This is a genomic window from Citrobacter sp. Cpo142 (assembly GCF_030332425.1).
In the GTDB taxonomy this organism is placed as follows: domain Bacteria; phylum Pseudomonadota; class Gammaproteobacteria; order Enterobacterales; family Enterobacteriaceae; genus Citrobacter; species Citrobacter portucalensis.
This window is the reverse complement of record NZ_JAOWHW010000133.1, coordinates 135,325-158,477: the sequence shown is the minus strand read 5'-3', so window position 1 is coordinate 158,477 and position 23,153 is coordinate 135,325. Positions and strand designations below refer to the sequence as shown.

Below are 23,153 nucleotides of genomic sequence, written 5' to 3'. Positions count from 1 at the left end.
ATCACGGCCAACGTTTAATGATGATAGAAGTATTTATGCCGCCAAACGCAAAGTTGTTGCTCTGCAAAAACTCGCAATCAATCTTGCGGGCTTCACCCATAATGTAATCCAGCGCGCCACAATTGGCATCTGGCTGACTCAAATTTAGCGTAGGCGCAAACCAGCCTTCACGCATCATTTGCAGACTCATCCAGGCCTCTAGTGCGCCACAAGCGCCAAGGGTATGTCCAAAATAGCTTTTAAGCGAGGATAGCGGAACATTATCACCATAAATTGCAGAGGTTGCCTGACTTTCTGCAACATCACCACGATCGGTTGCGGTTCCGTGCGCTGAAATATAGCCGATATCCCGGGCACTAATACCTGCCATATTCAGTGATTTTTCCATGCAAATCTGCATTGTTTCGCGCTGCGGCTGGGTGATATGGGCAGCATCGCAGTTAGTGGCAAAGCCAACGATTTCACCATAAATCGTTGCTCCGCGCGCTTTAGCGTGTTCCAGCTCTTCCAGCACTAGCGTACCTGCGCCTTCTCCGATGACCAGACCATCGCGTTTTTCATCGAACGGGGAGGGGGTGGTTTTCGGTTCGTCGTTGCGCTGGCTGGTCGCGAATAGCGTATCAAACACGGCGGCTTCGGAAGGACACAGCTCTTCTGCACCGCCGGCGACCATCACCGTTTGATAACCGTGTCGAATGGCTTCCCATGCGTAACCAATTGCCTGGCTACCGGATGTGCAGGCGCTGGATGTCGGGATGACGCGCCCACGCAGACCGAAAAACAATCCGGTGTTAACGGCAGTGGTATGCGGCATCATTTGCACGTAGGTCGTGCCAGTGATGTTATTGGTGTGTTTCTCGGTCAGCATGGTCGCGAACTCGCTCACTGGACCGGTACTACCGGTTGATGAACCATAAGCGATCCCGGTTTCACCGTTAGTCAGTACCCGATCGCCAATCAGCCCGGCCTGCTCAAGCGCCAGCTCTGTTGCGCGGGTGGACATCAGCGATACACGCCCCATGGCGCGAATTCGCTTGCGGGTATAGTGTTCCGGCAGAGTGAAGTCGTCGATCGGCGCTCCCAGCAGTGTGTGCAGTCCGTCATAAACCTGCCACTCCGGCATTTTGCGTACCGCATTTTCATATGCCAATAACCTGGCGGAGACAGCCTGCCAGTTTTCCCCAAAGGCGGTGACGCCGCCCATGCCTGTAATCACGACACGACGTGTCATAACATCCCTCCATTGATGGAAATCACCTGGCGAGTTACATAGCCCGCCACATCCGACATTAAATAACTGGCAAGCCCGGCGACTTCTTCAGCCTGACCTATTCGTTTCATGGGAATCATCGACATCGCCTCTTTCAATGCGGCTTCTTCCATCTCGATCATCCCGGTATCAATGAGTCCCGGCGCAATGCAGTTTACGGTAATTTTGCGTTTTGCCAGTTCGATAGCCAGCGCTTTGGTGGCACCAATAATTCCGGCTTTTGCCGCACTGTAATTGACCTGACCGCGGTTGCCCATCACGCCCGAAACCGAAGACAGTGTGATGATACGGCCCCCCTGGCGTGCGCTGATCATCGGCATAATGCACGGATGAATGACGTTGTAAAAGCTGTCGAGGTTGGTATGGATCACCGAATCCCAGTCGTTATCACTGAGCGCAGGGAAAGCGGCATCCCGAGTGACTCCAGCGTTGCTGACAATGCCGTACCATGCGCCGTTTGCCTCAATATCTTGCGACAGTATTTCACGGCACTGCTCGCGATTGGCAACGTCAAATGTCAACAGGCGCCCTACGCCGCCAGCGGCGAGGATAGCATCCAGCGTTTCTTGTGCTCCTTGCACATCGCGATGATAGTGTACGCCGACCACAAAACCGTCCGCGGCCAGTTGTCTGGCGATGGCGCGACCGATACCTTTGCTGGCACCCGTAACTAAAACTGAACGGCTCATGTGGACGCTCCTTGTTGAAATAGCGTGTTAATTTCTTCTGATGTCGGCTGGAAGGTGTTGACTCGACCGGTTGCCAGCGTCTCGTTGTCTGCCTGGATAGCACATTCAAAGCTACCGAATCGTGCATCCTGCATCAGCAATTTGACATGGATGCTCAGCTTCTTCCCGGCAGGCAGAACACCTGTAGCACAGACTAACTCACGTGCGCCCAGTACCATGCCTAACGTAATACTCGCCTGACCTTGTTGCTGGCGGTGCCAGCCAGACCAGACGCCAATGGTCTGCGCCATCAGTTCTAGTGCGAACCAGCCAGGCAGATTGCCATCAGGGTCGAGAAAAGGGGCCAGTACGCTGTTTGCTGATACCGTCACGTGGCAGGTGGCGGTTTCGTCCGCCACACTGACGACCTCTTCAAGAAGCAGCATCGGCGCATCATGCGGTAAATAGTCACCCGGTGGTAAAAAGTGGCTCATGAGGTTCTCCCGAGCAGGATGCTGGCATTATTGCCACCGAAGGCAAACGAATTAGACAAGATAACCGGGCGAGTCAGCGACTGCGGCTGTTCAATGATGCCGCAGGCTGGCAATGTTTCATCGCGTGGCGATTGGCTAAAATCCTGCGGTGGCAGCGGCAGTTCGCGTTGCAGAATCAGCATACTGATCGCTGCTTCGGTGATCCCCGCAGCGCCCAGCGTGTGCCCGGTCAGATGTTTGGTTGAACTGCACGGGACCGTTTCGCCAAATAGCGCGCTCACGACGTTGGACTCAATCTGATCATTTAACGGTGTGGCGGTTCCGTGCAGATTGATATAGCCCACGTGTTCCGGCGTCATTCCTGCGTCGTTAAGCGCCTGGCCGATGGCGCGAATGGCACCTTCCCCCTGTGGATGGGGAGCCGAAATATGGTACGCGTCGCTGGATTCGCCGACGCCAAGGAGCGCGATAGGCTGTGGCTCGCGGGTTAATACCATCAATGCGGCGCCTTCGCCAATGGTGATCCCACAACGGTCGCGGCCAAACGGCTGACACAGCGTTGGGGAGAGTGATTCCAGACTGTGGAATCCGTTGATTGGCATTCGGCTTAGCGTATCCGCACCGCCGACAATGGCGATATCGACCAGACCTGATTCGATCAAACGACGTCCGCTCATGATAGCCCTTGCACTGGACGAGCAGGCGGTTGAGAGCGTAAAGGCCGGGCCATCCAGCGCCAGCCAGTGGCTAAGAAAACGCGACGGATCGCCCAGTTCCTGTTGCGGATAGCGCCAGTCAGTGCTCTCTTTGCCGTTGAGCATCAAATCTACGTGAACGTCACCCTCATCCAGACCGGAGGTGCTGGTGCCGAGAACAACAGCAATACGATCGCGACCAAATCTGGCGATAGCGTCGTCCACCTGTGGCTGGATTTGCATCAGTGCTGCCAGCAATAGCTGGTTGTTGCGCGAACGATGAGCGCTAAAGTGCTGAGGAATAGCGGGCAGCTCACCGTCAACGCCTGCTAACACTGCGGATGGGTGTCCTTGCAGCCAGCCCGTGCGCGGGCGCATTCCCGGCGCTACGCCACGAGTGAGGTTGGCTGCGATTTCATCAGTGTTATTGCCCAACGCATTAATCATGCCAACGGCAGAAATGTAGATCATCTCAGTCACCCAAGTATTGAATGGTGATGTGGTATTTAAAAACGTGCTGTTCAATGCTGATCGGTTCGCGTTTTCCTTTTCGATTCAGATACGTGATTTCCGTGACCACTTTGCCGCGGGCATTGCGCAGCTCACGCGTGTCACCCGTATCGACGAGCGTCCAGCCTGTGGGTAATTGCGGTTGCCAGGCGCTAATCGGCCAGTGACTGAGCATCACGTCAGCCAGCACCTGGCTGGCTGGCGGCAATTGTGGAACGATGATCGATTGCTCGGTGTGCAGTCCTTTTTCATCGTAAGTCACGAGGAACAGGCGAATGCCGACTGATGACAGCCCGGCAAGTGTGATTTTCTTGTCATCAGCATTGAGCATGACCAACAGTGACTGAGTTTTGCCGTTGAAACTTCCGGTTAGTAGCTGTTGTGAATTCACCGCGGGAGAAATCCCCGGGGCAGGTAGCGTTACACGAGTCCCCGGCTCTAACCAGGCTTGCGGGCGGCCTTTCTGTTCCGGCTGCGAGTGGCTGCAACCGGCCAGCAGCAACGTGGCGACGAGCGCAGCGGTACGCCAGAATGTCTGTTTAATCATCTTCTTTTTTTCTCTTTTTTCCTGGCATAGCCAGCGGTGACAGCAGGAAGGCGGTGAAAATACCGCTCACTAGCACAATGCCAAAACTGCTGATTGCCTGAGTGGCGCTAAAGACCAGCATGCCGAGCGTCAGGAGCGTGGTCATCATCGCCAGCGTGATAGCCAGCAGTGATGTCAGTGGCGTACCGCGTGGATTACTAAAAAACAGCGTGTAGTTAATGCCAATTCCCAGTACCAGCACCAGTGCCAGCAGCGAGAACAGGTTGAGCGCATGACCGCTCAGGGCCAGTACCGCCAGACCGCAACCTAAAGACAGCACTGAGGGGACCAGGCTAATTAAGCCCTTACGCCAGCCAAGCCGAATGACGGCGCCACAGGCAATCACCGCCAGCGCAATGCACAGCAGACCGGTCAGAATATGGCGATAAAGGGCAAACAGGTTGTCAAAGCTGCTCTTACGATCCACCCACGCCACGCCGGAATATTTCGCGCTGAGCGTATTTAAAGCATCACTTTGTTTCACCCCTTCAACGGGAACCAGTACGCTGCTTTCGCCATCAGCCAGAGACAACCATAGCAAGCGCCAGCCTTCACTGGCCGGGCTGGCAAGCCAGGCATCGACGGTTACGGGCATGGCGCTAAGATCGGGGTTCACCGTTGCCAGACCGGCGTTGTTTAAGGCTTTCGTGATGGCGGGCGCGGCATCTTTTAGCAGAGACAGATCCTGCTGTTGCCGGGCGAGTGAATTCAGCGGAATGGTGCGATATCCGCTGAGTAACCCGTCTTTTTTTGCCTGTTCCAGCGCGGGGATAAAGGTTTCCAGCCGCTCCAGCGTTTGCTGAGCGGATTTGCCGTACACCACAAACCACTTCTGGTCGACGCTTTGCCCGGTCAGGGCGGTAATTGCTTTTTCCTGAGCAAGAATTTCCTGCGGCAGCGCCTGTAACTGGGAGATATCATCGTCTACGCGTAGCGTCGCCATACCTGCCAACGAGAACAACGCCAGCGCCACCGGCAGGCCAACGGATAATTTCTTATTCCGCCGCCATGCAGCAAGCCAGCGTAGCATGAGTACCATTGCCGGCACTGGGCGTACCGGCAACCGACGACACAACCACGGGTGCCAGAAAATGACCGTCAGGCAGGAGGCGCTCAGACCTACCGCCGCGAATACCGCCATCTGGCGAATACCGGGGAAGGGGGCCAGCATCATAATCAGATAAGCCGCTACGGTGGTGAGTAGAGCCAGGAGCAGGGCATTGCGCACTTTGGCAAGGCTTTGCCATGGCGATGTTTCCGCACCGTGCACCATCCGTTCGGTCAAATAGTAGAGCGTATAGTCGGCGGAAATACCGATGATGCTCATGCTCATCACCAGCGTCATCAGATGGAGCTCGCCAAAAATCAGCAGCGTGACGACGGTCCCCGCCAGCGCACCAATGCCAATCGAAATCAGGCACAGCAGCAGCGGACGCAGCGAACGAAATACAGCCACGATGAGCAGGATCACCCCGAGCACAGTGGCTATGCCGAGGGTAGAGATATCTTGTTTCGCCTGCTGGCTGGCGTAATCGCTATAGAACAGCGTCCCGCGAGACAGCAGTTGAGCCTGTGGATAGTGGGCTTTGAGCTCACCTTCCAGCGTATTCAGCGTGGTGACCAATTGATGCGTCTGTTGCATATCAAACGATGAGCCGGTCAACTCGCCATGTAACAGATACCAATAGTTGCCTTGCTCATCCTGGGTGACAAGCCAGCCGTCCATCAGGCGCAGACGCTGCCCGGTTTTGGCCATGGCCAGCTGCGAGCCTCGCATCAGCATGAAAGGATCGTTTTGTAGCTCTTTGCCACTGACGCCGGAGAATGCGGAGTAAAGTTGGGACAGGATCCACTGGCCCTGTGCTTCGCCGCCGTTTTGCAGCCGGGCGCGGGTCTCGTTATCTATAAGTCCGTTACGATGTTGCCAGAAGAATGCCCCCCAGGCCTGCTGGCTGTCGGCATCCATTGGACCTTTTACCTGGGCTAGCGCGTGCGATTTTTGCAGTAAAGCCAGCCAGTCCCGGGCTATCGCTGGGTCCGGTTGCTTACCGGGACTCACCAGCCAGACCACCTGACGGTCAAGGCGCTGCATAAATCCCTCGTTCAGATCCGGAGGTATAGCGCCCAGCGTCTGCTTTGGCAACATGGCCAGCACGCTGCTGTTAAGGCGGGCCTGAGGTAGCAACGTCAGAAAGATGCCCAGCAGAAGCAGGCAGACGACTCCCCATAACAGCGCGGGGCGTTTACTGGGCGGCAAAGCGTTGGCGTTCGTCATCGGTCAGTTGCGCTGGCGTTAGTTGGTGTTGGGAAAGCGCGATATCGGTGCGATCCCCCTGCTTATCGTTGAGATGAATGCTCTCCAGGTAAGTCTTTCCGGCTAAATCAATCGTCGCAAAAATCTTATCCAGCGGTGTGGTGATTGGCGTCAGGCGTAGCGTCCAGCGACCTTCTCCTAAGTCTGCAAACTCCACGCGGAAGTTTTGTTCCAGCACTTTACGATCCGCCTGGAATAACGCCCGTAGCAGATGATTAAACTGGAACATTTGCGGGTTATTCTCAGCGGTAATGGTCTGCGGTGGTTGACCGTTAATTGCCTGAACCATCCGTTTGTCGTCCAGCAGCAGCTGCATCGGGAACGGGGAGGTTTGATCCCACAGCAACCCCTGGTCGCGGGCGATCAACATCTTGCCCTGAGATCGCAGCGGCTGCGGCAGATCCTTTATCGTCCGGGTTTGATCGAAGTGGGCGCGAACCACCGGTTGTTCGGTAAAACGCTGTTGTAGGGAGTCGAGCGTCAGGGCACTGACGAAAGGGCTGACGAGCAGCACGAGCAATGGCCATAATTTCATGGTGTCACTCCCATCCGTTCAAACAGAATATCCGGGCTGACAAAGCACAGTTCACGGCTTTTTTCGTCGACGGCGACCTGGATGGTGTAGCCTGTTGTGGCGCGTTTACCTGTTTCGGCATCAAAAATTTCGTAGCCGATACGCAGGCGATTTTCGTACTCTTTAATTTGGGCGCGTACACGGATACGCTGCTCGAAAGTCAGCGCATTGCGATACTTCACCCGAGTGTCGACCACGGGCCACAGATAGCCAGATTCTTTCATCTGCCGATAGCCATAATCGAATTGGTTCAGCAGTGCCTCACGGGCAATCTCGAAGTAACGGAAGTAGTTACCATGCCACGCTACGCCCATCATATCGACGTCGTGAAACGGAATAGTTAGCTCGACTTCAGCCGTAAAGCGGGGATCGTTAAGCACCCTTTACTCCTTGTCATTGGTATCCGGCAGTTGCCAGAAATCGAAAAAGTTAAACCAGTCGAGGGGCGACTGAAGCGCATAGTGCTCAAGGCGTTCGGCGTAGCGATCGACAGTATTCTGTAATGCCTGTTGTCGTGTGGCGCGCGGTAAGAGCAGTGGGTCGGCAAACGGTTCGCAGTAGATGTGGAGTTTCTCCTGCTGGCGCAGGGCAAAAATCAGATCTACAGGGCAGCGTAAAATAGACGCGAGAATAAACGGGCCCTGAGGGAATGGCGCGTTTTGCCCCATAAAGCGGCTCCAGCACACGCGCCACTCGCCGCCGCGTTGGGGATTGACTGCGATGCGATCGCCTACGATGGCTACCCATTCACCGCGCTCCAGTTTCTCTTTGAGCAGAATGGCAGTATCTGGACCAATACTGTTCACCGGGAGCAGATTTAATCCAGCCTGCGGGGCCATCTCTTGCATGATTTGTTTAAAGCGTTGGGCGTTATCGCTAAATACCAGCGCATTGATTGTTTTACTGCCCTGTAGCTGGGCCAGTGCCCGACAGGCCTCGACATCGCCAAGATGTGAAGCCAGTAGCAGTTTTCCCCGAGGATCGCTGATATTCAGCGTCGTTTCTGCACCTGGTGCAAAAATCACATCGCGACCGAAGTGCAGCTCACCGCGCCAGCTGGCGATCTTATCCAGCATCGCGCCGCCAAAACGCAGGAAATGCTGATAACTGGTCAGGTTTGGCGGTACTGGCATCCGGCGTGTGATCAGTTGCGCTCTTACGCGGCTAATCCAGCGTTGAGAGGCTTTTCGGGCAGTTGAAGCGCTGAGCCAGTATACGCCGACGACAGGATACAGCAGCAGGGAGAAGGCTTTGCGACCCAGTACACGCCAGACCAGTAGCATCAGGCGCATTCCCCACAACCCTTTGACTTCCTGTTGCTGCGCCCAGTGTGTCGATGAACGACGACAAAGCAGGGAGGGGATGCGTGGCAACATGCCAAAGAACAGGCGAGTGTGCATCAATGAAATGTGCAAATTGTCTTTAAGCGCGTCGAAATGGGATAGCCCGTCCTGCGGATAGGTGACTCGCGTGGGGATAAAATAGCTGGTGTTGCCTTGCCAGTAGAGGCGCACCATCACTTCAGTATCAAAATCCATCCGTTTGCCGAGCGTTACGCGCTGTGCCAGTTGCAGCGTAGGGGCCACCGGATATACCCGAAAGCCGCACATACTGTCTTTGAGTTGCAACGAGAGCGTTTCTATCCACACCCAGATATGGGTTACCCAACGACCGTACAGGCGCGAGCGAGGAACCGAATCATCGTAAATCGGTTGTCCGGAAATCAGTGCTGTCGGATGTTCTTTTGCCAATGCAAGCAGCCTGGGAATATCTTCAATGGCATGTTGCCCGTCGGCATCGACCTGCACGGCATGACTGAACCCGGCATCTGCCGCCTTCTGCATTCCGCGAATAACCGCTGCGCCTTTGCCTGCGTTGATGGGCAGGCGAATTAACGTCAGATTGCTGTATTCTGCCGCCAGGCGTGCCAGTTCATCTCGTGTAGTCTCGTCGCTGCCATCGTCCACCACAATGCAGGGGAGATTGAACGGCCGAAGACGATCCAACACGTCTGACATCATCGCGCCGTGGTTGTAGCAGGGGATCAACACGCACGGGGAAAAGGTCAGCGGCATAACCGAATCTTCCCGCTGCTGGCGGTATGGCGCACGTCACCGTCGTGGCGCTGGTAGCTAAAAGAGAGCATCTGACGCGCTTCCTGCCAGCTCAGACTCAGGGTGACAGTGGCCTCTGGCAATAGCGGTGACTGGAACTTCACGTTTTGAATACTGTGAAAACGCCAGCCTGGGACCAGCAGTGTGGTGGCGTAATCCATCGCCCAGTTCAGCTGTGCAACGCCCGGCAGCAGTGGCTGCACGCTAAAATGCCCGCTGAACCAAAACAGAGACGGGTCGAGTTGTAAAACAATCTCAGCCTGATGAGGCAGTGCCTGATGGCGCTCGATTTCATGGGGTTTCATGAAATAACTCCTGTAATTGCGCATAGACACGCTTGTTCATACTGTTGACCGGAATCTCATCAATCACCCGCCAGTAGCGGGGAACCGCGACAGGCTCCAGCCAGGGCAGCAGCGAACGTCGCCAGGTCAGTTCTTGCGGTTTACCACCGCACTCAAGCCAGCGTTGCCGGGCTTCGTCATTCAGTACCAGCAGGACGCCAACGCCCTGACGTCCTCCACGTGAGACCGGCAATGCCGCGACTTCACAGATACCATCCAGTGCCAGTAAACGTTGCTCCACTTCGCTGAGTGAAATGCGTTTCTCTTCAATTTTGACCACCCGCCCGCGTCTGCCCATCAGGCGGAACTGTCCGTTTTCGATAAACTGCAGAACATCATCGAGTAACAGGCCATCATCAGCGTTAATTAGCGGTGAAAACACACGAAATGCGTCGTCTTCTGGCTGGAATCTGACGCCGGGAAAAGGCAGCCATGCCACATCATCCTGATGGCGATAGCGCCACGCAAGGATCCCGGTTTCAGTGCTGCCGTAGATCTCATCGGGCCAGACATTAAGCCAGTCAGCAGCCTGCGTGACGTCCTGCCAGGGCAGCATACCGCCCGCAGACAGAATCAGTTCTACCGGCGGCGGTGTCAGGTTGTGGTCGAGGCGTTTCAGAAACGCCGGGCTGCTGATAAACGCATACCGATGCTCAGCGCTCAGCGCCGCCAGTTGTTCGGCATACCAAAGCATCGCCGCGTGCAGCGGCAGGCCTAAGGCCATCGGCAAAAAAATACGGAATGTCAGGCCATACAGATGTTGCGGTACCACTGACGCGACCACCCGGCAACCTGCCAGACGATCGGCAAAGCGTGTAGCGAGCAATGCCGCTTCGCTATCCAGACGAGCGATCGGTTTGATCACGCGTTTCGGCTGGCCGGTCGAACCGGAAGTGAATAGCTCCACAAAGGCGTCACTGCGTATTGCTGGGAACGTGATGTCGTGAGCCACGGATGTCATGGCGGAGCTGACCACCCGCAGCGTTCCCTGCCAGTCCATCGCTTTATCGCTCAGTACGCCGTCAAACAGCAAGTGCTGCTCGTTTAACAACGAAACGCGACAATGTCCTGGGATCACCGGTGTTTTGCCGGCATGGAGTGTTGCCAGCAGTGCGACGATGAATAAATAGCTGTTCTCGAAGCACAATGCCCAGCGCTCACCTTCCTGCTGTCGCAGATATGCTAGCAACTGGGCCACATCATGGCGCAGATGGCCAAGCGTCCAGGTATGCTCTTCCTGCCACGCAACAGGAACGTCGTCCGGACGTGGGGCACAGAGCCATTGAGCGAGTGTGAGGGGCTGCTTCATTGGGTATCTCGTTTTATCACCAGTTGGCGAATTAACCACTCGCCTACCATCAATGTTCCCATTAGCAGATAGGAAACCATGCCGTTCCAGGTGGTCCACAGGGTCATATCGCCATTCAGTGCGGTAAAGAGCGCAACGCTGCCATTGATGATGAAAAAGGCGCACCAGATTTGTGTCACACGGCGCGTGTAGCGCACGCCCGCATCGGGCAGATTTGGGTCGCGCAGTCGTGCCAGACGTTCAACAATGGGCATTGCTGACCATAACGATCCACCAAAAACCGACAGCATAACGGCGTTTACCACTACCGGATAAAACAGCAGCAGCTGGTGCGTTTTGAGCAGATAACTGGCAATGCACAAGGTTATACCCGCGACCGCCACTACCTGGGTCACGACGCGCAGCGGCCCCGCCTGTCGCCGGGTCTGGCGAAAGCGTAAAAAAAGGAGTAGCGCCATCAACGGTAGCAACCAGTGCAGACTGTTATGCGCCAGGCCAAACCAGATCAAAAACGGCCAGGCCAGCAACAGTAGACCTGTCAGCAGTTGTACGACTGGCAACGAGCGTGTGCCCGACACGGAGAATTACGCTTCTTTGAGAAGGCGTTCTACCGCATCGACGACATCTTGTACGGTGCGTACTGCTTTGAACTCTTCCGGCTTGATTTTCTTACCGGTTTTCTTTTGCAGATGCACGATCATGTCGACGGCATCGATGCTATCGAGTTCCAAATCTTCGTACAGGCGCGCCTCAGGCTTGATATCTTGCGGATCAACTTCAAACAGCTTGACCAGCAGCGAGGAAACTTCAGCGTAAATGGCTTTTTGTTCGGTCATAACGGACTATCCTCAGGCACGTTGCGCGTGAATGAAAGATGCCAGCGTGGCGACGGAGAAGAAGTGCTGACGCATTTCTTCGCTCTCTGCTGAGAGGATCACGCCATACTCGTTTTTCACCGCCAGACCCAGCTCCAGGGCATCGATTGAGTCCAGACCTAAGCCATCGCCAAAGAGTGCCGCTTCGGTTTCAATATCATCAGCTGTCAGTTCGTCGAGATTCAATGTCGTTATAATGAGATTTTTGATTTCAAGATAAAGCGCTTGCATCATTAATTCCTGAAAGAGGTAAAGTACCTGGTTGTAATTGAAGCAAAAGATGCCGGTTCAACTGCCTTGCGGCCAGCGCCGGTTCTTGTGAGTTTGCGTCGTAAAATTGGTCGATCTTAACCCGTTCGTGTACTGAAATGGTAAACATCGGTTTTACAGATGGGACGTTGTACCATTGGCTTTCTTTATCCAGCATTTGTTCGCTGCAGTTAATAGTCACTATGCGTAAATCACTGCTGCAGCGCACGGCGATATTTGCTGCACCACGCTGTAACGTCATTGCTTCTCCGGGGCGTGTACGGGTTCCCTCGGGGAAAATTAAAATGGTATCGCCTTGCTCCAGACGTTGCTGGCAAGCGGGCAATAGCGCATCAGCCTGGCTGTTAATCAGATAATCTGCGGCCCGGACTACGCCGCCGAGAAAAGGATTTTTTAGTAGTGCACTTTTCACCAGACAGTCGGTTTCTGGCATGACCGAGGCCAGTAGGACATAGTCGATGAGCGTCGGGTGGTTGGCGACGACAAGACACCCTTGTTCGTTGCGTAAAATGTCTCGTCCTTCAATTTGGTAATCCAGCACGCCTAGCCGCTTCGCCACGGTTAAGAAGAGACGAAAACTGGCAGCGATACTGCGTCTGGCGATACGCCGACGTCGGGCTTTATCCCATACCGCGATCAGCAGGACGTTAAACCAAATCGTAGACAGGAGGAGCCCGCCGAGGCCAAACAGGGCAAAGCAAAAACCGGTCATCACCAGTCGCCATACCCGGTTAAGCCGCAGGATCATCGTGCTCATCCCTGACTCCACTGCCACTGTACGCGTTCGCCAGGCAGGGTAAACGCCCTGGCATCTTGTAAGTAATGTTGTAAAAACAACAGGCTTTGCGGCAATGTTGTCTCGCTCTGTGCGCTGTGTGGACGGGTTTCACATTGCCAGCTATCACCGGATTCAATAACCAGCGCGACGGCAAACGGCCATGTTGGCATGTCTGGTGGTAACTGTGGGTGATAAAACTCGGGCAGAAAACCGTCGAAATCGACCATCAATACGCGCTGATATCCCGCCTGCAACAGCCCGATGACTTCGCATAACCCCTGCTGGAATGTATCCCTGCCAGCAGAAAGCGAGGAGGAGACAATCGGTTTTTTCGCGGCGATGGTCAGGTTACCCACAGCAGAGTTATGGACAGAGAGGGCGAAATCGGTCGGTGAGAGCGCCTGCTCAGTCGCGAGAGCGTGCAGGATCCTGTAGTTACGCTCCAGTTCACCATGGCGGCTGGTATACAAAACGGCATTGATATCATGACGACGTAACATCGCCAGACCGCAATCGACGGCCAGTTTGCTGCCGGAACTGAGGCGGCGAGCTGTCATCATCGGTAACTCATTGAGCTTAGCCAACGGCGCGGTGGGATCGATGGCGTGCGAAAGCCGTGACCATTCATGCCACTGTTCTGTTTCGCTTAACCCAGGCGCCCTGGCCTGCCAGTCGATAATATTGAAAGCAAATTTCATCAACGCGTATCCGCGGTAAATCGGTTGTTCCGATTGTTTCTTATTTTTTCTTCTGACATATCAATAAAGTATGCCCAACACCTAAGTTATCGTGGCGTTCATCTACCTGAAAACCTGCCTGATTCAGATAGTGATAAAACTTCTCTACGCTGTAGAAACGGCTGTTGCCATTCGCCATACAGGTAAAATAAAGCGAAGACGCATTCAGGCTAAATGAGGCAGCCTCAAATTTTTGGGCATCCCAAAACAGCTCCATAATGCACAGCTTCGCGCCTGGCTTCATCACCCGAGCAACGTTGCTTAGCATAGCGATAATTTGTTCCGGGGAAAAACAGTCCAGGAATTGACTCATCCACCAGATATCAGCGCCGTCAGGTAAAGGCGAGTCGCTAAGCATATCCACAGCATGGAAATTTATGCGATGAGATAATCCTGCATTTTCTATATTTTCGCGGGCAAGTGCAATTTGTTGCGGCAAATCTAAGAGGGTGACTGTAATATTGTCATCATGCTGACAACAACGTAATGCCCATTTTCCGGTATTTCCGCCGACATCGTACAGGGTTGCAGGGGCGCTGGCGAATACATATGGCAATGCGGCATCAAATGCGCCATCTGAATAGTAATGATCAAAAGCAAACCAACTTTCACGCGCAGCCAGCGGTAATTGTGATAGCGCAGGATAGATTGTTGGCCAGTCGCCAAAAATTTTTAGTCCCGCGGGTTTTCCATCTTTCAACGCATTTTCAAGATAGAACAATCCTTGGTAGCAAACATCCTGAGTGAAGTCCATATTCACGCGCGTCATCGTGTCATGTAAAAGAAAATGACCGACTTTAGCGAGGTAATAATATCCTTCTTTGTGGGTAATGATTCGCCCACTTAACCCCATATCCAACAGGATGCTGGCGGCATATTCGTTGATGGTGCTGTTTTCGGTAATTTCGTCGAGCGTGGCGCCGCGTTTACCTTGCTTGTCTAGCCAGGTGAGTACTCCCGCATTTCGCAGACACAACGCGGTTTGAAAAAGCATAGGGGCAAAGGCGATACGTTGTGCTTCAGTAATGGCATCCAGTGCGCTAAGCGAATCCTGTTCGTACATGTGGGGACAACCTGTTAAATGGCAGATAATAAGAGTATCGGGCCTTTTCGGCCCGACTTTAGGCATAATTACAGATTGGCACCGGCTGACAGATTAAGCTGGATGTCTTTATCCAGATTGCGTACCCAGCGGTTATAGTTTTTGTGAATTTTTCCACCAGAGGCCTGCAGGTTGAGGCTGCTGTCGTATTTGATGTCATAGCTGGTGGCGGTATAAGTGATACGGACTTCAGCCACATGATCGCGGGTTTGTTGGCGAGCTTTAATAACACCTGGTCCGGCTTCAGACATGACCCATTGGCGTTGAATACCGGCTTTCAGGATCGCGGTTTTAACCTGGTCCTGAGTATGTCCCGCGCTCACACTGGTGTGAACTTGATCAATCGGCGCAGTACGTGCACAACCCGCCAGAGCACCGACAACGGCAATGGCCGCAAACCACTTAATATACTGTTTCATTAAAGCTCCCTATCAAAGTACCGTTTATACGTGTTAAATAATAAACTCCGAAACCATGGGCACCTTGTATTGCCTATGATTATATTTAAGCTAAATTAGCATTTTATTTCATATGATTGGTAGCAAGGTAATGAGATGACCGGATAGTAATACCCCATGACTTTCTTCAACGGAAATTTTTCAGCATCATCATTGGCGAGAAGTATAGATTTTTAGAGAAAATGTATCAAATAAAATAACCTTTAAAGATAAGTAGATAGTTTACGTTAAATGCTTTGGGGGGATTCATTTTTTTTATGCGTTTTGGCAAAGAAACCATCATCTTGGCTTATGTATTTTCTTTATAAAGAATGAAATCCCTTTCACTCTTTATTTAAGATAAGCTTCTATATATAACTACGTTGGCGTCATTTTAACGGTCATATAAAAATATAAAAACTACCTCGGTTGGTAGTTTTTCAGGGAAGCCGACTTTTGGGCCTGCCTGGCCCCAGCAAAATGGCCAGTTTGCTGCCGCCTGTGGTCGTTTCCATCCAGATTTTACACACGCTGGTTAACGGCACGGAGAGCAACATGCCGACCGGACCGAGCAGCCATCCCCATACCAACAGAGAGAGGAAGACGATTAGCGTCGATAATCCCAGCCGATGCCCCATCATTCGGGGTTCGAGAATATTGCCAATCACCATATGCACCACCAGAAACAGTGCGCCAACCAGCACGCATTCGTAAATGCCATTAAATAGCAGTGCCTGGATCATGGGCGGGACGGCGGAAATGACCGAGCCAATGTTGGGCACGTAGTTCAACAGGAATGCCAGTACACCCCACATCAGAGCAAACTGAATCCCCATCAGTGCCAGTCCCAGCCAGATTATGGCACCGGTCCATAAGCTGAGCAGCGTTTTCAGCGCCAGATAGTGTGACACGCCCTTCAGCGCCCGATGTAGCCCCGCAATGTGGATTTGCGGATTATTCAACGCAAAACGCATCTTATAGGGGACATGACGCACCTCAAACAGCATAAAAACTACCGTCATCACCAGCAGAAAGACGCTGGCCATGGCACCAGAAAGACTCGTCATCAGCGTGGTTGTGAAGGTCATCAGCTTGTCAGAGTCCATGCGTTGCAGCATGCGCTCCGGGGACATATGCAGATTCAGAAAAGGCACCATCTCTTGCAAATACAGAACCTTGCGCGTTAGCTCCTTATTATATTTTGGCAGCAGGTCCATGAATTCAGTGATTGATGACGCCAGCACGCCAACCAACGCCGTAAGAACGATCAGCATCACCACCACGACTAAGGTAATAGCGATTGGGCGACCGACTCCCCGGCGGATAAACCAGGTGACCAGTGGATTCAATACAATGGCAAAAAAGAGGGCCAGCAGCAGCTGCACAATGATATCCGCCGCAGCATGGATACCTGCGAGGATCACCACCAGAGCGGCCAGTTTGAGCAAAATGTGCAAACCCGTTTTATCGGGCTGGGTGGTTATCATGTCTTCTTCCTGTTTGCGTTTTTGCATTAAGTGTAGCGGCTGGCTTGCGACTGATATTCCTAAACTGGCTACTGATTTCTGCTCTGCAACATGGTAGAAATGAAACACTGTTGTGAAAACGTGGTGACCCTCCATGCCCGAACCCGTCGCTGAACCGACGCTTAGCGGTTTACGCCTGAACCTGCGTATTGTTTCTGTGGTGATGTTTAACTTCGCCAGCTACCTGACCATCGGCCTGCCGCTCGCGGTGTTGCCTGGCTTCGTCCATGATGTAATGGGATTTAGCGCTTTCTGGGCTGGGCTGGTCATCAGCCTGCAATATTTCGCTACGCTGCTGAGCCGTCCGCATGCCGGTCGCTATGCCGATCTGCTGGGGCCAAAGAAAATTGTGGTATTTGGGCTGTGCGGCTGCTTTTTAAGTGGCCTGGGCTATTTACTGGCGGGATCAACGAACGGCTGGCCGTTGGCCAGTTTGCTGCTGCTATGTCTGGGGCGCGTGATTCTCGGGATCGGGCAAAGCTTTGCCGGGACCGGCTCTACGCTGTGGGGCGTGGGGGTGGTTGGCTCAATGCACATCGGACGGGTGATTTCCTGGAATGGCATCGTGACCTATGGCGCGATGGCGATAGGCGCGCCGCTGGGTGTTCTGTTTTATGCCTGGGGTGGCTTACAGGGGCTGGCGCTGACCGTGATGGGCGTGGCGCTGTTGGCAATCCTGCTGGCGCTCCCTCGTCCGGCGGTGAAGGCCAGCAAAGGCAAACCGTTGCCATTTCGCGCGGTGCTTGGGCGCGTCTGGTTGTACGGCATGGCGCTGGCCCTGGCCTCCGCTGGATTTGGGGTAATCGCTACCTTCATTACCTTGTTCTATGATGCCAAAGGCTGGGATGGCGCCGCATTCGCGCTGACGCTTTTTAGCTGCACGTTTGTCGGTACTCGTTTGTTGTTCCCAAATGGTATCAACCGCTTAGGCGGGCTGAATGTGGCGATGATCTGCTTTAGCGTCGAGATTGTCGGGCTGTTACTGGTCGGGATGGCTTCGATGCCGTGGATGGCGAAAATCGGCGTTCTGCTGGCCGGGGCTGGGTTCTCACTGGTTTTCCCGGCGCTGGGCGTGGTGGCGGTAAAAGCCGTTCCTCAGCAAAATCAGGGCGCTGCGCTGGCAACCTACACGGTGTTTATGGATTTATCGCTGGGGGTTACCGGGCCGCTGGCCGGGCTGGTCATGACGTGGGCGGGTGTGCCGGTTATCTATCTGGCGGCGGCAGGGCTGGTAGCGGTGGCGTTATTGCTGACCTGGCGGTTAAAAAAACGGCCTCAGGTGGTGTCACCGGAGGCCGCGTCATCGTCTTAACCGTTACTGGATAACCAGCGTGTTAATGATGTTTTCTGCGGTAGTCTGCGCTTTTTGCTGATCGTCAGCAGGCAGCGTGATTTGCAGCGTCAGCAGTTGGTTGTCCACTTTACCCAACACCACGGAAGAGTATGCGGTCTGGCCTTTGGCCGAGATGATGCTGTCTAACTGCTGCAGCGTGTGGCCTTTCAACTCAATAGATTTATTGGTGACGACCTGCAGCTGAGGGTCACGGCTACGCTGCTGATCTTCCAGACGTTTTGCCAGCACAGCCAGATCTTCGTTGGTGTTGTCGCCAACAATCACAATCACCGCTTTCTGGCCGGTTGCGTCAGAATATACGTGCATATTGTTCGCCTGGGTGCCTAGCTTGCCGCTCTGATCGGTCATATCAGCTGGCAGGGAAAAACTGAGTTTGCCGTCCAGCAGGCTGACCGGTTGTCCGGTGGCGTTACTTTCTGCGGCAGCACCCTCGGCTGGCGCTTTTGTATCGCTATTATCACAGGCCGCAAGCCCCATAACCAGCAGGCCAATACCGACATATTTAACCAGATTGCGCATTGACTTCTTCCTTTCGATAAACGGCCATAACGGCTCATTCGTCCATCTTATCACAACTCGGAAAATGAACCTTTAACTCGTCTGCAATGCAGAGATTTCAGATTTATCTGCCAGCCTTTTCAGTAACATATTCAGCAGCACGCCATACATTGGCAGGAAGAAAATAATGCTGATCAGCACTTTGAAGCAGTAATCGACCAGTGCGATTTCCATCCAGTGCTCGGCCATAAAGGCATCCGGGCTGCGCCAGAAGGCGATAAAGAAGAAGGCCAACGTATCGCTGATATTGCCAAACAGCGTGGACGCCGTCGGTGCCAGCCACCAGCGACGGTTCTGACGCAGGCGGTTAAAGACATGCACATCCAGAATTTGTCCCAGCGCGTAAGCCATAAAGCTGGCAGCGGCGATACGGGCGACAAACAGATTAAAGTGCAGCAGTGCGCCGAATCCTTGCCACGATCCCATATAGAACAGTGATGAAACGACATAGGAGATCAGCAGCGCGGGGATCATAACCGCAAAGATGATACGTCGAGCCAGCGGCGCGCCAAAAATACGCACGGTCAGGTCGGTCGCGAGGAAAATAAACGGAAAGCTAAACGCGCCCCATGTGGTATGGAAACCAAAAATGGAGATTGGAAGCTGCACCAGATAGTTGCTGGAGGTGATCACCAGCAGATGAAATAGCGATAGCCAGAACAACGCTTTTACGCGCTGAGTTTGTGTAAACGGAGTCATATTGTGACCTTTTTGTTGGATGGGGTGAGGGAACCCAATAAAAAACCGTCGCATGATACTGCTTTAAGAGCACATTGCAATGGTTGTTTTTCACGCAATCGTTAACCTGATTGGCTTACGCCACAACAGAGCGTAAAATAACGCCGTTTTTGTATGAATGAGACGACGATGAGCGACCTGTTTACTTCCCCCGACCATACTCTTGATGCCCAGGGGCTGCGCTGCCCGGAACCGGTAATGATGGTGCGTAAAACCGTACGCGGCATGCAGGCCGGTGAAACGCTGCTGATTGTCGCCGACGATCCGGCAACAACCCGCGATATTCCTGGCTTCTGTACCTTTATGGAACATGAGCTGGTGGCCAAAGAGACCGACTCGCTGCCGTACCGCTATCTGGTGCGCAAAGGGCAGTAATCTTGTTATGCCGGATGGCGCTAACGCTTCTCCGGCCTATAAAGACTGAGTAACCTGTAGGCCTGATAAGCGAAGCGCCATCAGGCGAGAAACAGGCACTACCCTTTACGCAACAACCGCAGCGCGTTCGCGGTCACCAGCACCGTCGCCCCCGTATCCGCCAGCACTGCCAGCCACAGTCCGGTCATCCCGAGCAGCGTGGTGACGAGGAAAATCCCTTTCAGACCCAGCGCAATCGCAATGTTCTGGCGAATATTGGCGTGGGTGGCCCGCGCCAGCTGAATCATTTGCACCAGACCACGCAGACGGTTGTGGGTCAGGGCTGCATCGGCGGTTTCCAGCGCGACGTCGGTCCCGCTTCCCATCGCAATACCAATTGTGGCCGCTTTCATTGCCGGAGCGTCGTTGATGCCGTCGCCGACCATCGCCAGCGGCGACTGTTGGTTAAGATGGGTAACGGCCTGCACCTTATCTTCCGGCAAGAGTCCCGCTTTGAATTCGAGGCCCAGTTCACCGGCAATGGCGGCCGCCGCACGCGGGTTATCGCCGGTCAGGATCACGCCTTTCACGCCAATCTGATTAAGCTCGCTGATGGCGCTGCGAGCGTCATCGCGCAGCGTGTCCTGTAGGGCCAGCACGCCGAGAACGGCATCGTTACGTAGCACCAGCACCACCGTTTGGCCCGCGCTTTCCAGCTCGCTAATCTGTCCGGCAAAGGCGTCGGCAGGCTGTTTGCCTGCGGCGCAAATTAGCACGCGCTCGCCGTCGACCAGCGCTTCAATTCCAGAGCCAACCAGCGCCCGTTGCTCTTTTGCGACAGGAATAGTCAGTTCGCGCGTTTGCGCTTCCCGAACAATTGCTTGTGCCAGCGGGTGCGTCGCGCCTTGCTCTACCGCTGCCGCCAGTGCCAGCAGTTCAGCCTCACCAATACCGCTTGCCGGATGAATCGCCGTGACGCGTGGTTTACCGACGGTCAGGGTGCCGGTTTTATCAAACGCCACCTGCGTAACTCTACCTAACTGTTCCAGCGCGGCCCCGCCTTTGATTAACGCCCCACGACGCGCCGCGGCGGCCAGACCAGAGGTAATGGCTGCGGGGGTTGAAATCACCAGTGCGCAAGGACAACCTATCAACAGCAGCGTCAGCCCTTTATAAATCCACTCCTGCCAGGATGCGGCAAACAGTAGCGGTGGTACGAGGGTGACCAGCAGCGCAATCGCCATAATGGCCGGGGTGTAAATCCGGCTGAAACGGTCAATAAAGCGCTCAATGGGGGCGCGGCGTTCTTCCGCTTCTTCAATCAGCTTCAGAATACGATCAATGGCGCTGGCACCCGGCTCGGAGAGCACTTCCAGCGTTACCAGACGGTCCACGCTGGTAGCACCCGCCGGAACTTTCTCGCCGATGGCGCGTTCAACCGGGATCGATTCGCCGGTCAGGGCACTTTCATCAAAGCTGGCAAAACCAGAGACCAGTTTGCCGTCGGCAGGTAAACGTCCACCTGCGGCAACTTCAATAACATCGCCAGGCCGGAGAGTATTGATAGCCACCTCTTCGCGCTCGCCGTTACGCAGGCGTGTGGCGGTTTCCGGTTTGAGCGCCATCAGCGCGCTGACCCCTTTGCGGGCGCGACTGGCGGCCCATCCTTCCAGGCGTTCGCCAATTAAAAATAGCAGCAGCACCATGGCGGCTTCCGCCGTCGCGCCGATAAACAGTGCGCCAATGGCGGCCACGCTCATCAACGTTTCAATGGCAAAGTAGCTGCCGGTTTTCATCAGACGCAGAGCCTGACGGGCAATGGGATACAGACCAACCAGCGTGGTGGCGATAAACGCTATCTGACCGAAGGGATGATTGAACTGCTCCAGGCCCCAGCTAATCGCCATCATGATAATCAGCGAAATTAGCGGCAGGTTTTCTTTAAAACGTGACTCGGGGGCGGCGTCCGCCGCGTACTCATCGCGCAGGGTATAGCCTGCTTTTTGCACCGCGTTTTCAACTTGATGTCGGATATCGGAACTAGCATCGACCACCAGTTTTTCAGTGGCGAACAGAACCTGGACCTGGTTAACGCCGCTGACCTGGCGGACCGCATTCTCTACTTTGCGGGCGCAAGCTGCACAGTCCATGCCCGTCACTTTCCAGGAATAGCGGGTACCTTGCACGGTATCGGATACGGGTGGTGTAGTGGAGCAGCTTCCTTCGCAGCAGCAGTCATCCGCCTTTTGTGGCGCAGGCGCTGGCTTAAAAGAAGAGAATTGTGGGGCCTTTTTGCCACTGGTATCAGGTGTCGACATGGCATCCTCCGGTTGATAATCATTTCGTATTAACCGGAGGATACACTCTGGAGTCGACTCCAGAGTCAAGCGTTTTAAAGATACAACGAACGAACAATCAGGAAATGCCCGGCGAAGTAGCAGGCGGCGGCAATTGCGTTATCGGCGCGGAAGCGGCGACGATAATGGCTACCCAGCCAGACAATGTTGCCGATGAACAGGAGGGATGCGCCCATAAATGCCGACAGCGCCGGGGCGGTCGGTCGAAAGAACCACAGCTCACCGGCCATCCAGACCATCATCAGCGTGATGCCGATAAAGGTGCAGATAGCGACACGCAGCTCTTCCAGACGCGTCCAGATCACGGCGATCAGCAACGCCCCCAGCACTACCAGCACCAACGGCAGAGGCCAGAAGAACGACAGCGTCATTTGGCTGGCGAAGTAAATGGTATACAGCAGATGCGACAGGAAGAATGCTCCCACGGCGTACAGCAGGCGTTGGCGCGGTAACAGCGTCAGCGCATCGCCCAGCAGCGAGGCAAGCAGGCCAGCCAGCACCAGATAGCTGATAGCGTTAAACATTGGCGCCTGCCAGGCCAGCAGTGCCAGCAGGAGTAACGTCAGGGGCTTAAAGACCCAGCGTTGCCAGGCAGGTCCACGATAGGAAGCATCCACGAACAACCATGCGGAAAGACAGACAGCGATAAACGACCAAAGCATCTTAGTTCCTTGAATTCGTTATTTTTTCGTAAGCGGGGTGCTCACGGCTCTACTGTCCAGTGTAGAGGTCGACACAGCCAGATGACAACACCATAACAGGCGATGTATGCTTATTTCCGCATTTTCTGATGGGTTAATAATATGAGCAAGCCACCACTTTTTTTCATTGTTATCATTGTCTTAATCGTTATCGCTGCGTCGTTTCGCTTTGTTCAGCAGCGGCGAGAAAAAGCCGATAATGATACGGCACCGCTGATGCAAAAGCAGGTGGTGGTAAGTAACAAACGGGAAAAACCGCTTAACGATCGGCGATCCCGCCAGCAGGAAGTGAGCCCGGCAGGTACCAGCATGCGCTATGAAGCCAGCTTTAAGCCACAAAATGGGGGGATGGAGCAGACGTTTCGTCTTGATGCGCAGCAGTACCACGCGTTAACGGTCGGGGATAAAGGCACGCTGAGTTACAAAGGTTCGCGATTTGTTGATTTTACGCTTGAACGCTAAGGTGTCATCTGACTGATGCCGGATGG

Annotated in this window: 26 protein-coding genes; 3 read left to right on the top strand and 23 right to left on the bottom strand. The window is 54.2% G+C overall.

Translation table 11 applies throughout. From position 1 onward, the window contains the following. Window position 1: 1 nt before the first annotated feature. From OGY18_RS18685 to OGY18_RS18595, 19 genes are all read right to left on the bottom strand, one after another. Window positions 2-1,231, bottom strand: coding sequence for a beta-ketoacyl-ACP synthase (locus OGY18_RS18685; RefSeq protein ID WP_003827516.1), 1,230 nt, complete (start codon window positions 1,229-1,231; stop codon window positions 2-4). Then, window positions 1,228-1,959: a 3-ketoacyl-ACP reductase FabG2 gene (locus OGY18_RS18680; RefSeq protein WP_003827518.1), complete on the bottom strand. Its 732-nt coding sequence runs from the start codon at window positions 1,957-1,959 to the stop codon at window positions 1,228-1,230. The genes OGY18_RS18685 and OGY18_RS18680 overlap by 4 nt, the downstream gene beginning before the upstream one ends. Next, window positions 1,956-2,432: a hotdog family protein gene (locus OGY18_RS18675; RefSeq protein WP_003827520.1), complete on the bottom strand. Its 477-nt coding sequence runs from the start codon at window positions 2,430-2,432 to the stop codon at window positions 1,956-1,958. Before OGY18_RS18675 ends, OGY18_RS18680 begins: the two co-directional genes overlap by 4 nt. Next, window positions 2,429-3,598: a beta-ketoacyl-[acyl-carrier-protein] synthase family protein gene (locus OGY18_RS18670; protein WP_003827522.1), complete on the bottom strand. Its 1,170-nt coding sequence runs from the start codon at window positions 3,596-3,598 to the stop codon at window positions 2,429-2,431. The genes OGY18_RS18675 and OGY18_RS18670 overlap by 4 nt, the downstream gene beginning before the upstream one ends. A 1-nt stretch (window position 3,599) precedes the next feature. Continuing rightward, the gene (locus tag OGY18_RS18665) at window positions 3,600-4,184 is read right to left on the bottom strand and encodes a DUF3261 domain-containing protein (protein WP_003827523.1); all 585 of its coding nucleotides are present in this window, start codon (window positions 4,182-4,184) and stop codon (window positions 3,600-3,602) included. Continuing rightward, entirely contained in the window at window positions 4,177-6,498 is a 2,322-nt protein-coding gene (locus OGY18_RS18660) for an MMPL family transporter (protein ID WP_191235941.1), read from the bottom strand. Before OGY18_RS18660 ends, OGY18_RS18665 begins: the two co-directional genes overlap by 8 nt. Beyond that, window positions 6,467-7,072: a LolA family protein gene (locus OGY18_RS18655; RefSeq protein WP_003827526.1), complete on the bottom strand. Its 606-nt coding sequence runs from the start codon at window positions 7,070-7,072 to the stop codon at window positions 6,467-6,469. Before OGY18_RS18655 ends, OGY18_RS18660 begins: the two co-directional genes overlap by 32 nt. After that, on the bottom strand, window positions 7,069-7,491 hold the full coding sequence (locus OGY18_RS18650) for an acyl-CoA thioesterase (protein WP_003827529.1): 423 nt from the start codon (window positions 7,489-7,491) through the stop codon (window positions 7,069-7,071). Before OGY18_RS18650 ends, OGY18_RS18655 begins: the two co-directional genes overlap by 4 nt. 3 nt (window positions 7,492-7,494) lie before the next feature. After that, window positions 7,495-9,186: a glycosyltransferase family 2 protein gene (locus OGY18_RS18645; RefSeq protein ID WP_198579421.1), complete on the bottom strand. Its 1,692-nt coding sequence runs from the start codon at window positions 9,184-9,186 to the stop codon at window positions 7,495-7,497. Continuing rightward, a complete protein-coding gene (locus OGY18_RS18640; RefSeq protein ID WP_003827533.1) occupies window positions 9,177-9,530 on the bottom strand; it encodes an ApeI family dehydratase in 354 nt (117 codons plus the stop codon). The genes OGY18_RS18645 and OGY18_RS18640 overlap by 10 nt, the downstream gene beginning before the upstream one ends. Next, on the bottom strand, window positions 9,517-10,878 hold the full coding sequence (locus OGY18_RS18635) for an AMP-binding protein (RefSeq protein WP_003827534.1): 1,362 nt from the start codon (window positions 10,876-10,878) through the stop codon (window positions 9,517-9,519). The genes OGY18_RS18640 and OGY18_RS18635 overlap by 14 nt, the downstream gene beginning before the upstream one ends. Next, window positions 10,875-11,456 carry a COG4648 family protein gene (locus tag OGY18_RS18630; RefSeq protein WP_003827535.1) on the bottom strand — a complete coding sequence of 194 codons (582 nt, stop codon included), beginning with the start codon at window positions 11,454-11,456 and terminating at the stop codon, window positions 10,875-10,877. The genes OGY18_RS18635 and OGY18_RS18630 overlap by 4 nt, the downstream gene beginning before the upstream one ends. A gap of 6 nt (window positions 11,457-11,462) precedes the next feature. Next, entirely contained in the window at window positions 11,463-11,714 is a 252-nt protein-coding gene (locus tag OGY18_RS18625; RefSeq protein ID WP_003827536.1) for an acyl carrier protein, read from the bottom strand. A 12-nt stretch (window positions 11,715-11,726) separates the two neighbouring features. Beyond that, a complete protein-coding gene (locus OGY18_RS18620) occupies window positions 11,727-11,984 on the bottom strand; it encodes a phosphopantetheine-binding protein (RefSeq protein WP_003827537.1) in 258 nt (85 codons plus the stop codon). Continuing rightward, complete coding sequence (locus OGY18_RS18615) at window positions 11,965-12,780, bottom strand: lysophospholipid acyltransferase family protein (protein WP_003827538.1); 816 nt, start codon at window positions 12,778-12,780, stop codon at window positions 11,965-11,967. The genes OGY18_RS18620 and OGY18_RS18615 overlap by 20 nt, the downstream gene beginning before the upstream one ends. Continuing rightward, the gene (locus OGY18_RS18610; protein WP_003827539.1) at window positions 12,777-13,499 is read right to left on the bottom strand and encodes a beta-ketoacyl synthase chain length factor; all 723 of its coding nucleotides are present in this window, start codon (window positions 13,497-13,499) and stop codon (window positions 12,777-12,779) included. The genes OGY18_RS18615 and OGY18_RS18610 overlap by 4 nt, the downstream gene beginning before the upstream one ends. Window positions 13,500-13,539: 40 nt before the next feature. Next, window positions 13,540-14,601: a class I SAM-dependent methyltransferase gene (locus OGY18_RS18605; RefSeq protein ID WP_003827540.1), complete on the bottom strand. Its 1,062-nt coding sequence runs from the start codon at window positions 14,599-14,601 to the stop codon at window positions 13,540-13,542. Between the two features lie 68 nt (window positions 14,602-14,669). Next, window positions 14,670-15,047 (bottom strand): hypothetical protein, encoded by a 378-nt coding sequence (locus OGY18_RS18600; RefSeq protein ID WP_122973906.1) that lies wholly within the window; start codon window positions 15,045-15,047, stop codon window positions 14,670-14,672. A 470-nt stretch (window positions 15,048-15,517) separates the two neighbouring features. Further along, entirely contained in the window at window positions 15,518-16,564 is a 1,047-nt protein-coding gene (locus OGY18_RS18595; RefSeq protein WP_003827543.1) for an AI-2E family transporter, read from the bottom strand. Between the two features lie 133 nt (window positions 16,565-16,697). Here OGY18_RS18595 and OGY18_RS18590 point away from each other — a divergent pair, with 133 nt between their 5' ends. Beyond that, window positions 16,698-17,915, top strand: a complete 1,218-nt coding sequence (locus tag OGY18_RS18590) for an MFS transporter (RefSeq protein WP_149384398.1) — start codon at window positions 16,698-16,700, stop codon at window positions 17,913-17,915. Window positions 17,916-17,918: 3 nt separating this feature from the next. Here OGY18_RS18590 and OGY18_RS18585 read toward each other — a convergent pair whose 3' ends face one another. Beyond that, window positions 17,919-18,476, bottom strand: a complete 558-nt coding sequence (locus tag OGY18_RS18585) for a DcrB family lipoprotein (protein ID WP_003827547.1) — start codon at window positions 18,474-18,476, stop codon at window positions 17,919-17,921. Between the two features lie 72 nt (window positions 18,477-18,548). Then, on the bottom strand, window positions 18,549-19,214 hold the full coding sequence (locus OGY18_RS18580) for a 7-cyano-7-deazaguanine/7-aminomethyl-7-deazaguanine transporter (RefSeq protein WP_003827549.1): 666 nt from the start codon (window positions 19,212-19,214) through the stop codon (window positions 18,549-18,551). A 168-nt stretch (window positions 19,215-19,382) separates the two neighbouring features. Between OGY18_RS18580 and tusA the strand changes: the two genes are divergently transcribed. Beyond that, window positions 19,383-19,628: a sulfurtransferase TusA gene (gene tusA / locus OGY18_RS18575; protein WP_003827551.1), complete on the top strand. Its 246-nt coding sequence runs from the start codon at window positions 19,383-19,385 to the stop codon at window positions 19,626-19,628. Window positions 19,629-19,726: 98 nt separating this feature from the next. On the opposite strand, the gene zntA is transcribed toward tusA, so the two are convergent. Continuing rightward, window positions 19,727-21,925, bottom strand: a complete 2,199-nt coding sequence (gene zntA, locus OGY18_RS18570) for a Zn(II)/Cd(II)/Pb(II) translocating P-type ATPase ZntA (protein ID WP_286553962.1) — start codon at window positions 21,923-21,925, stop codon at window positions 19,727-19,729. Window positions 21,926-21,999: 74 nt separating this feature from the next. Continuing rightward, window positions 22,000-22,626, bottom strand: a complete 627-nt coding sequence (locus OGY18_RS18565) for a lysoplasmalogenase (protein ID WP_003827558.1) — start codon at window positions 22,624-22,626, stop codon at window positions 22,000-22,002. 141 nt (window positions 22,627-22,767) lie between these two features. Here OGY18_RS18565 and OGY18_RS18560 point away from each other — a divergent pair, with 141 nt between their 5' ends. Beyond that, the gene (locus OGY18_RS18560) at window positions 22,768-23,127 is read left to right on the top strand and encodes a DUF2500 domain-containing protein (protein WP_003827560.1); all 360 of its coding nucleotides are present in this window, start codon (window positions 22,768-22,770) and stop codon (window positions 23,125-23,127) included. Window positions 23,128-23,153: the final 26 nt, after the last annotated feature.

Bases quoted from the DNA above. Each gene is read 5' to 3' on its own strand.
- OGY18_RS18670 (WP_003827522.1), bottom strand. From the start codon at position 3,598: ATGATCTACATTTCTGCCGTTGGCATGATTAATGCGTTGGGCAATAAC.
- OGY18_RS18640 (WP_003827533.1), bottom strand. From the start codon at position 9,530: ATGAAACCCCATGAAATCGAGCGCCATCAGGCACTGCCTCATCAGGCT.
- OGY18_RS18620 (WP_003827537.1), bottom strand. From the start codon at position 11,984: ATGCAAGCGCTTTATCTTGAAATCAAAAATCTCATTATAACGACATTG.
- OGY18_RS18680 (WP_003827518.1), bottom strand. From the start codon at position 1,959: ATGAGCCGTTCAGTTTTAGTTACGGGTGCCAGCAAAGGTATCGGTCGC.
- zntA (WP_286553962.1), bottom strand. From the start codon at position 21,925: ATGTCGACACCTGATACCAGTGGCAAAAAGGCCCCACAATTCTCTTCT.
- OGY18_RS18615 (WP_003827538.1), bottom strand. From the start codon at position 12,780: ATGAGCACGATGATCCTGCGGCTTAACCGGGTATGGCGACTGGTGATG.
- OGY18_RS18580 (WP_003827549.1), bottom strand. From the start codon at position 19,214: ATGACTCCGTTTACACAAACTCAGCGCGTAAAAGCGTTGTTCTGGCTA.
- OGY18_RS18675 (WP_003827520.1), bottom strand. From the start codon at position 2,432: ATGAGCCACTTTTTACCACCGGGTGACTATTTACCGCATGATGCGCCG.
- tusA (WP_003827551.1), top strand. From the start codon at position 19,383: ATGAGCGACCTGTTTACTTCCCCCGACCATACTCTTGATGCCCAGGGG.
- OGY18_RS18625 (WP_003827536.1), bottom strand. From the start codon at position 11,714: ATGACCGAACAAAAAGCCATTTACGCTGAAGTTTCCTCGCTGCTGGTC.
- OGY18_RS18645 (WP_198579421.1), bottom strand. From the start codon at position 9,186: ATGCCGCTGACCTTTTCCCCGTGCGTGTTGATCCCCTGCTACAACCAC.
- OGY18_RS18605 (WP_003827540.1), bottom strand. From the start codon at position 14,601: ATGTACGAACAGGATTCGCTTAGCGCACTGGATGCCATTACTGAAGCA.
- OGY18_RS18685 (WP_003827516.1), bottom strand. From the start codon at position 1,231: ATGACACGTCGTGTCGTGATTACAGGCATGGGCGGCGTCACCGCCTTT.
- OGY18_RS18595 (WP_003827543.1), bottom strand. From the start codon at position 16,564: ATGATAACCACCCAGCCCGATAAAACGGGTTTGCACATTTTGCTCAAA.
- OGY18_RS18610 (WP_003827539.1), bottom strand. From the start codon at position 13,499: ATGAAATTTGCTTTCAATATTATCGACTGGCAGGCCAGGGCGCCTGGG.
- OGY18_RS18585 (WP_003827547.1), bottom strand. From the start codon at position 18,476: ATGCGCAATCTGGTTAAATATGTCGGTATTGGCCTGCTGGTTATGGGG.
- OGY18_RS18655 (WP_003827526.1), bottom strand. From the start codon at position 7,072: ATGAAATTATGGCCATTGCTCGTGCTGCTCGTCAGCCCTTTCGTCAGT.
- OGY18_RS18560 (WP_003827560.1), top strand. From the start codon at position 22,768: ATGAGCAAGCCACCACTTTTTTTCATTGTTATCATTGTCTTAATCGTT.
- OGY18_RS18565 (WP_003827558.1), bottom strand. From the start codon at position 22,626: ATGCTTTGGTCGTTTATCGCTGTCTGTCTTTCCGCATGGTTGTTCGTG.
- OGY18_RS18635 (WP_003827534.1), bottom strand. From the start codon at position 10,878: ATGAAGCAGCCCCTCACACTCGCTCAATGGCTCTGTGCCCCACGTCCG.
- OGY18_RS18665 (WP_003827523.1), bottom strand. From the start codon at position 4,184: ATGATTAAACAGACATTCTGGCGTACCGCTGCGCTCGTCGCCACGTTG.
- OGY18_RS18660 (WP_191235941.1), bottom strand. From the start codon at position 6,498: ATGACGAACGCCAACGCTTTGCCGCCCAGTAAACGCCCCGCGCTGTTA.
- OGY18_RS18590 (WP_149384398.1), top strand. From the start codon at position 16,698: ATGCCCGAACCCGTCGCTGAACCGACGCTTAGCGGTTTACGCCTGAAC.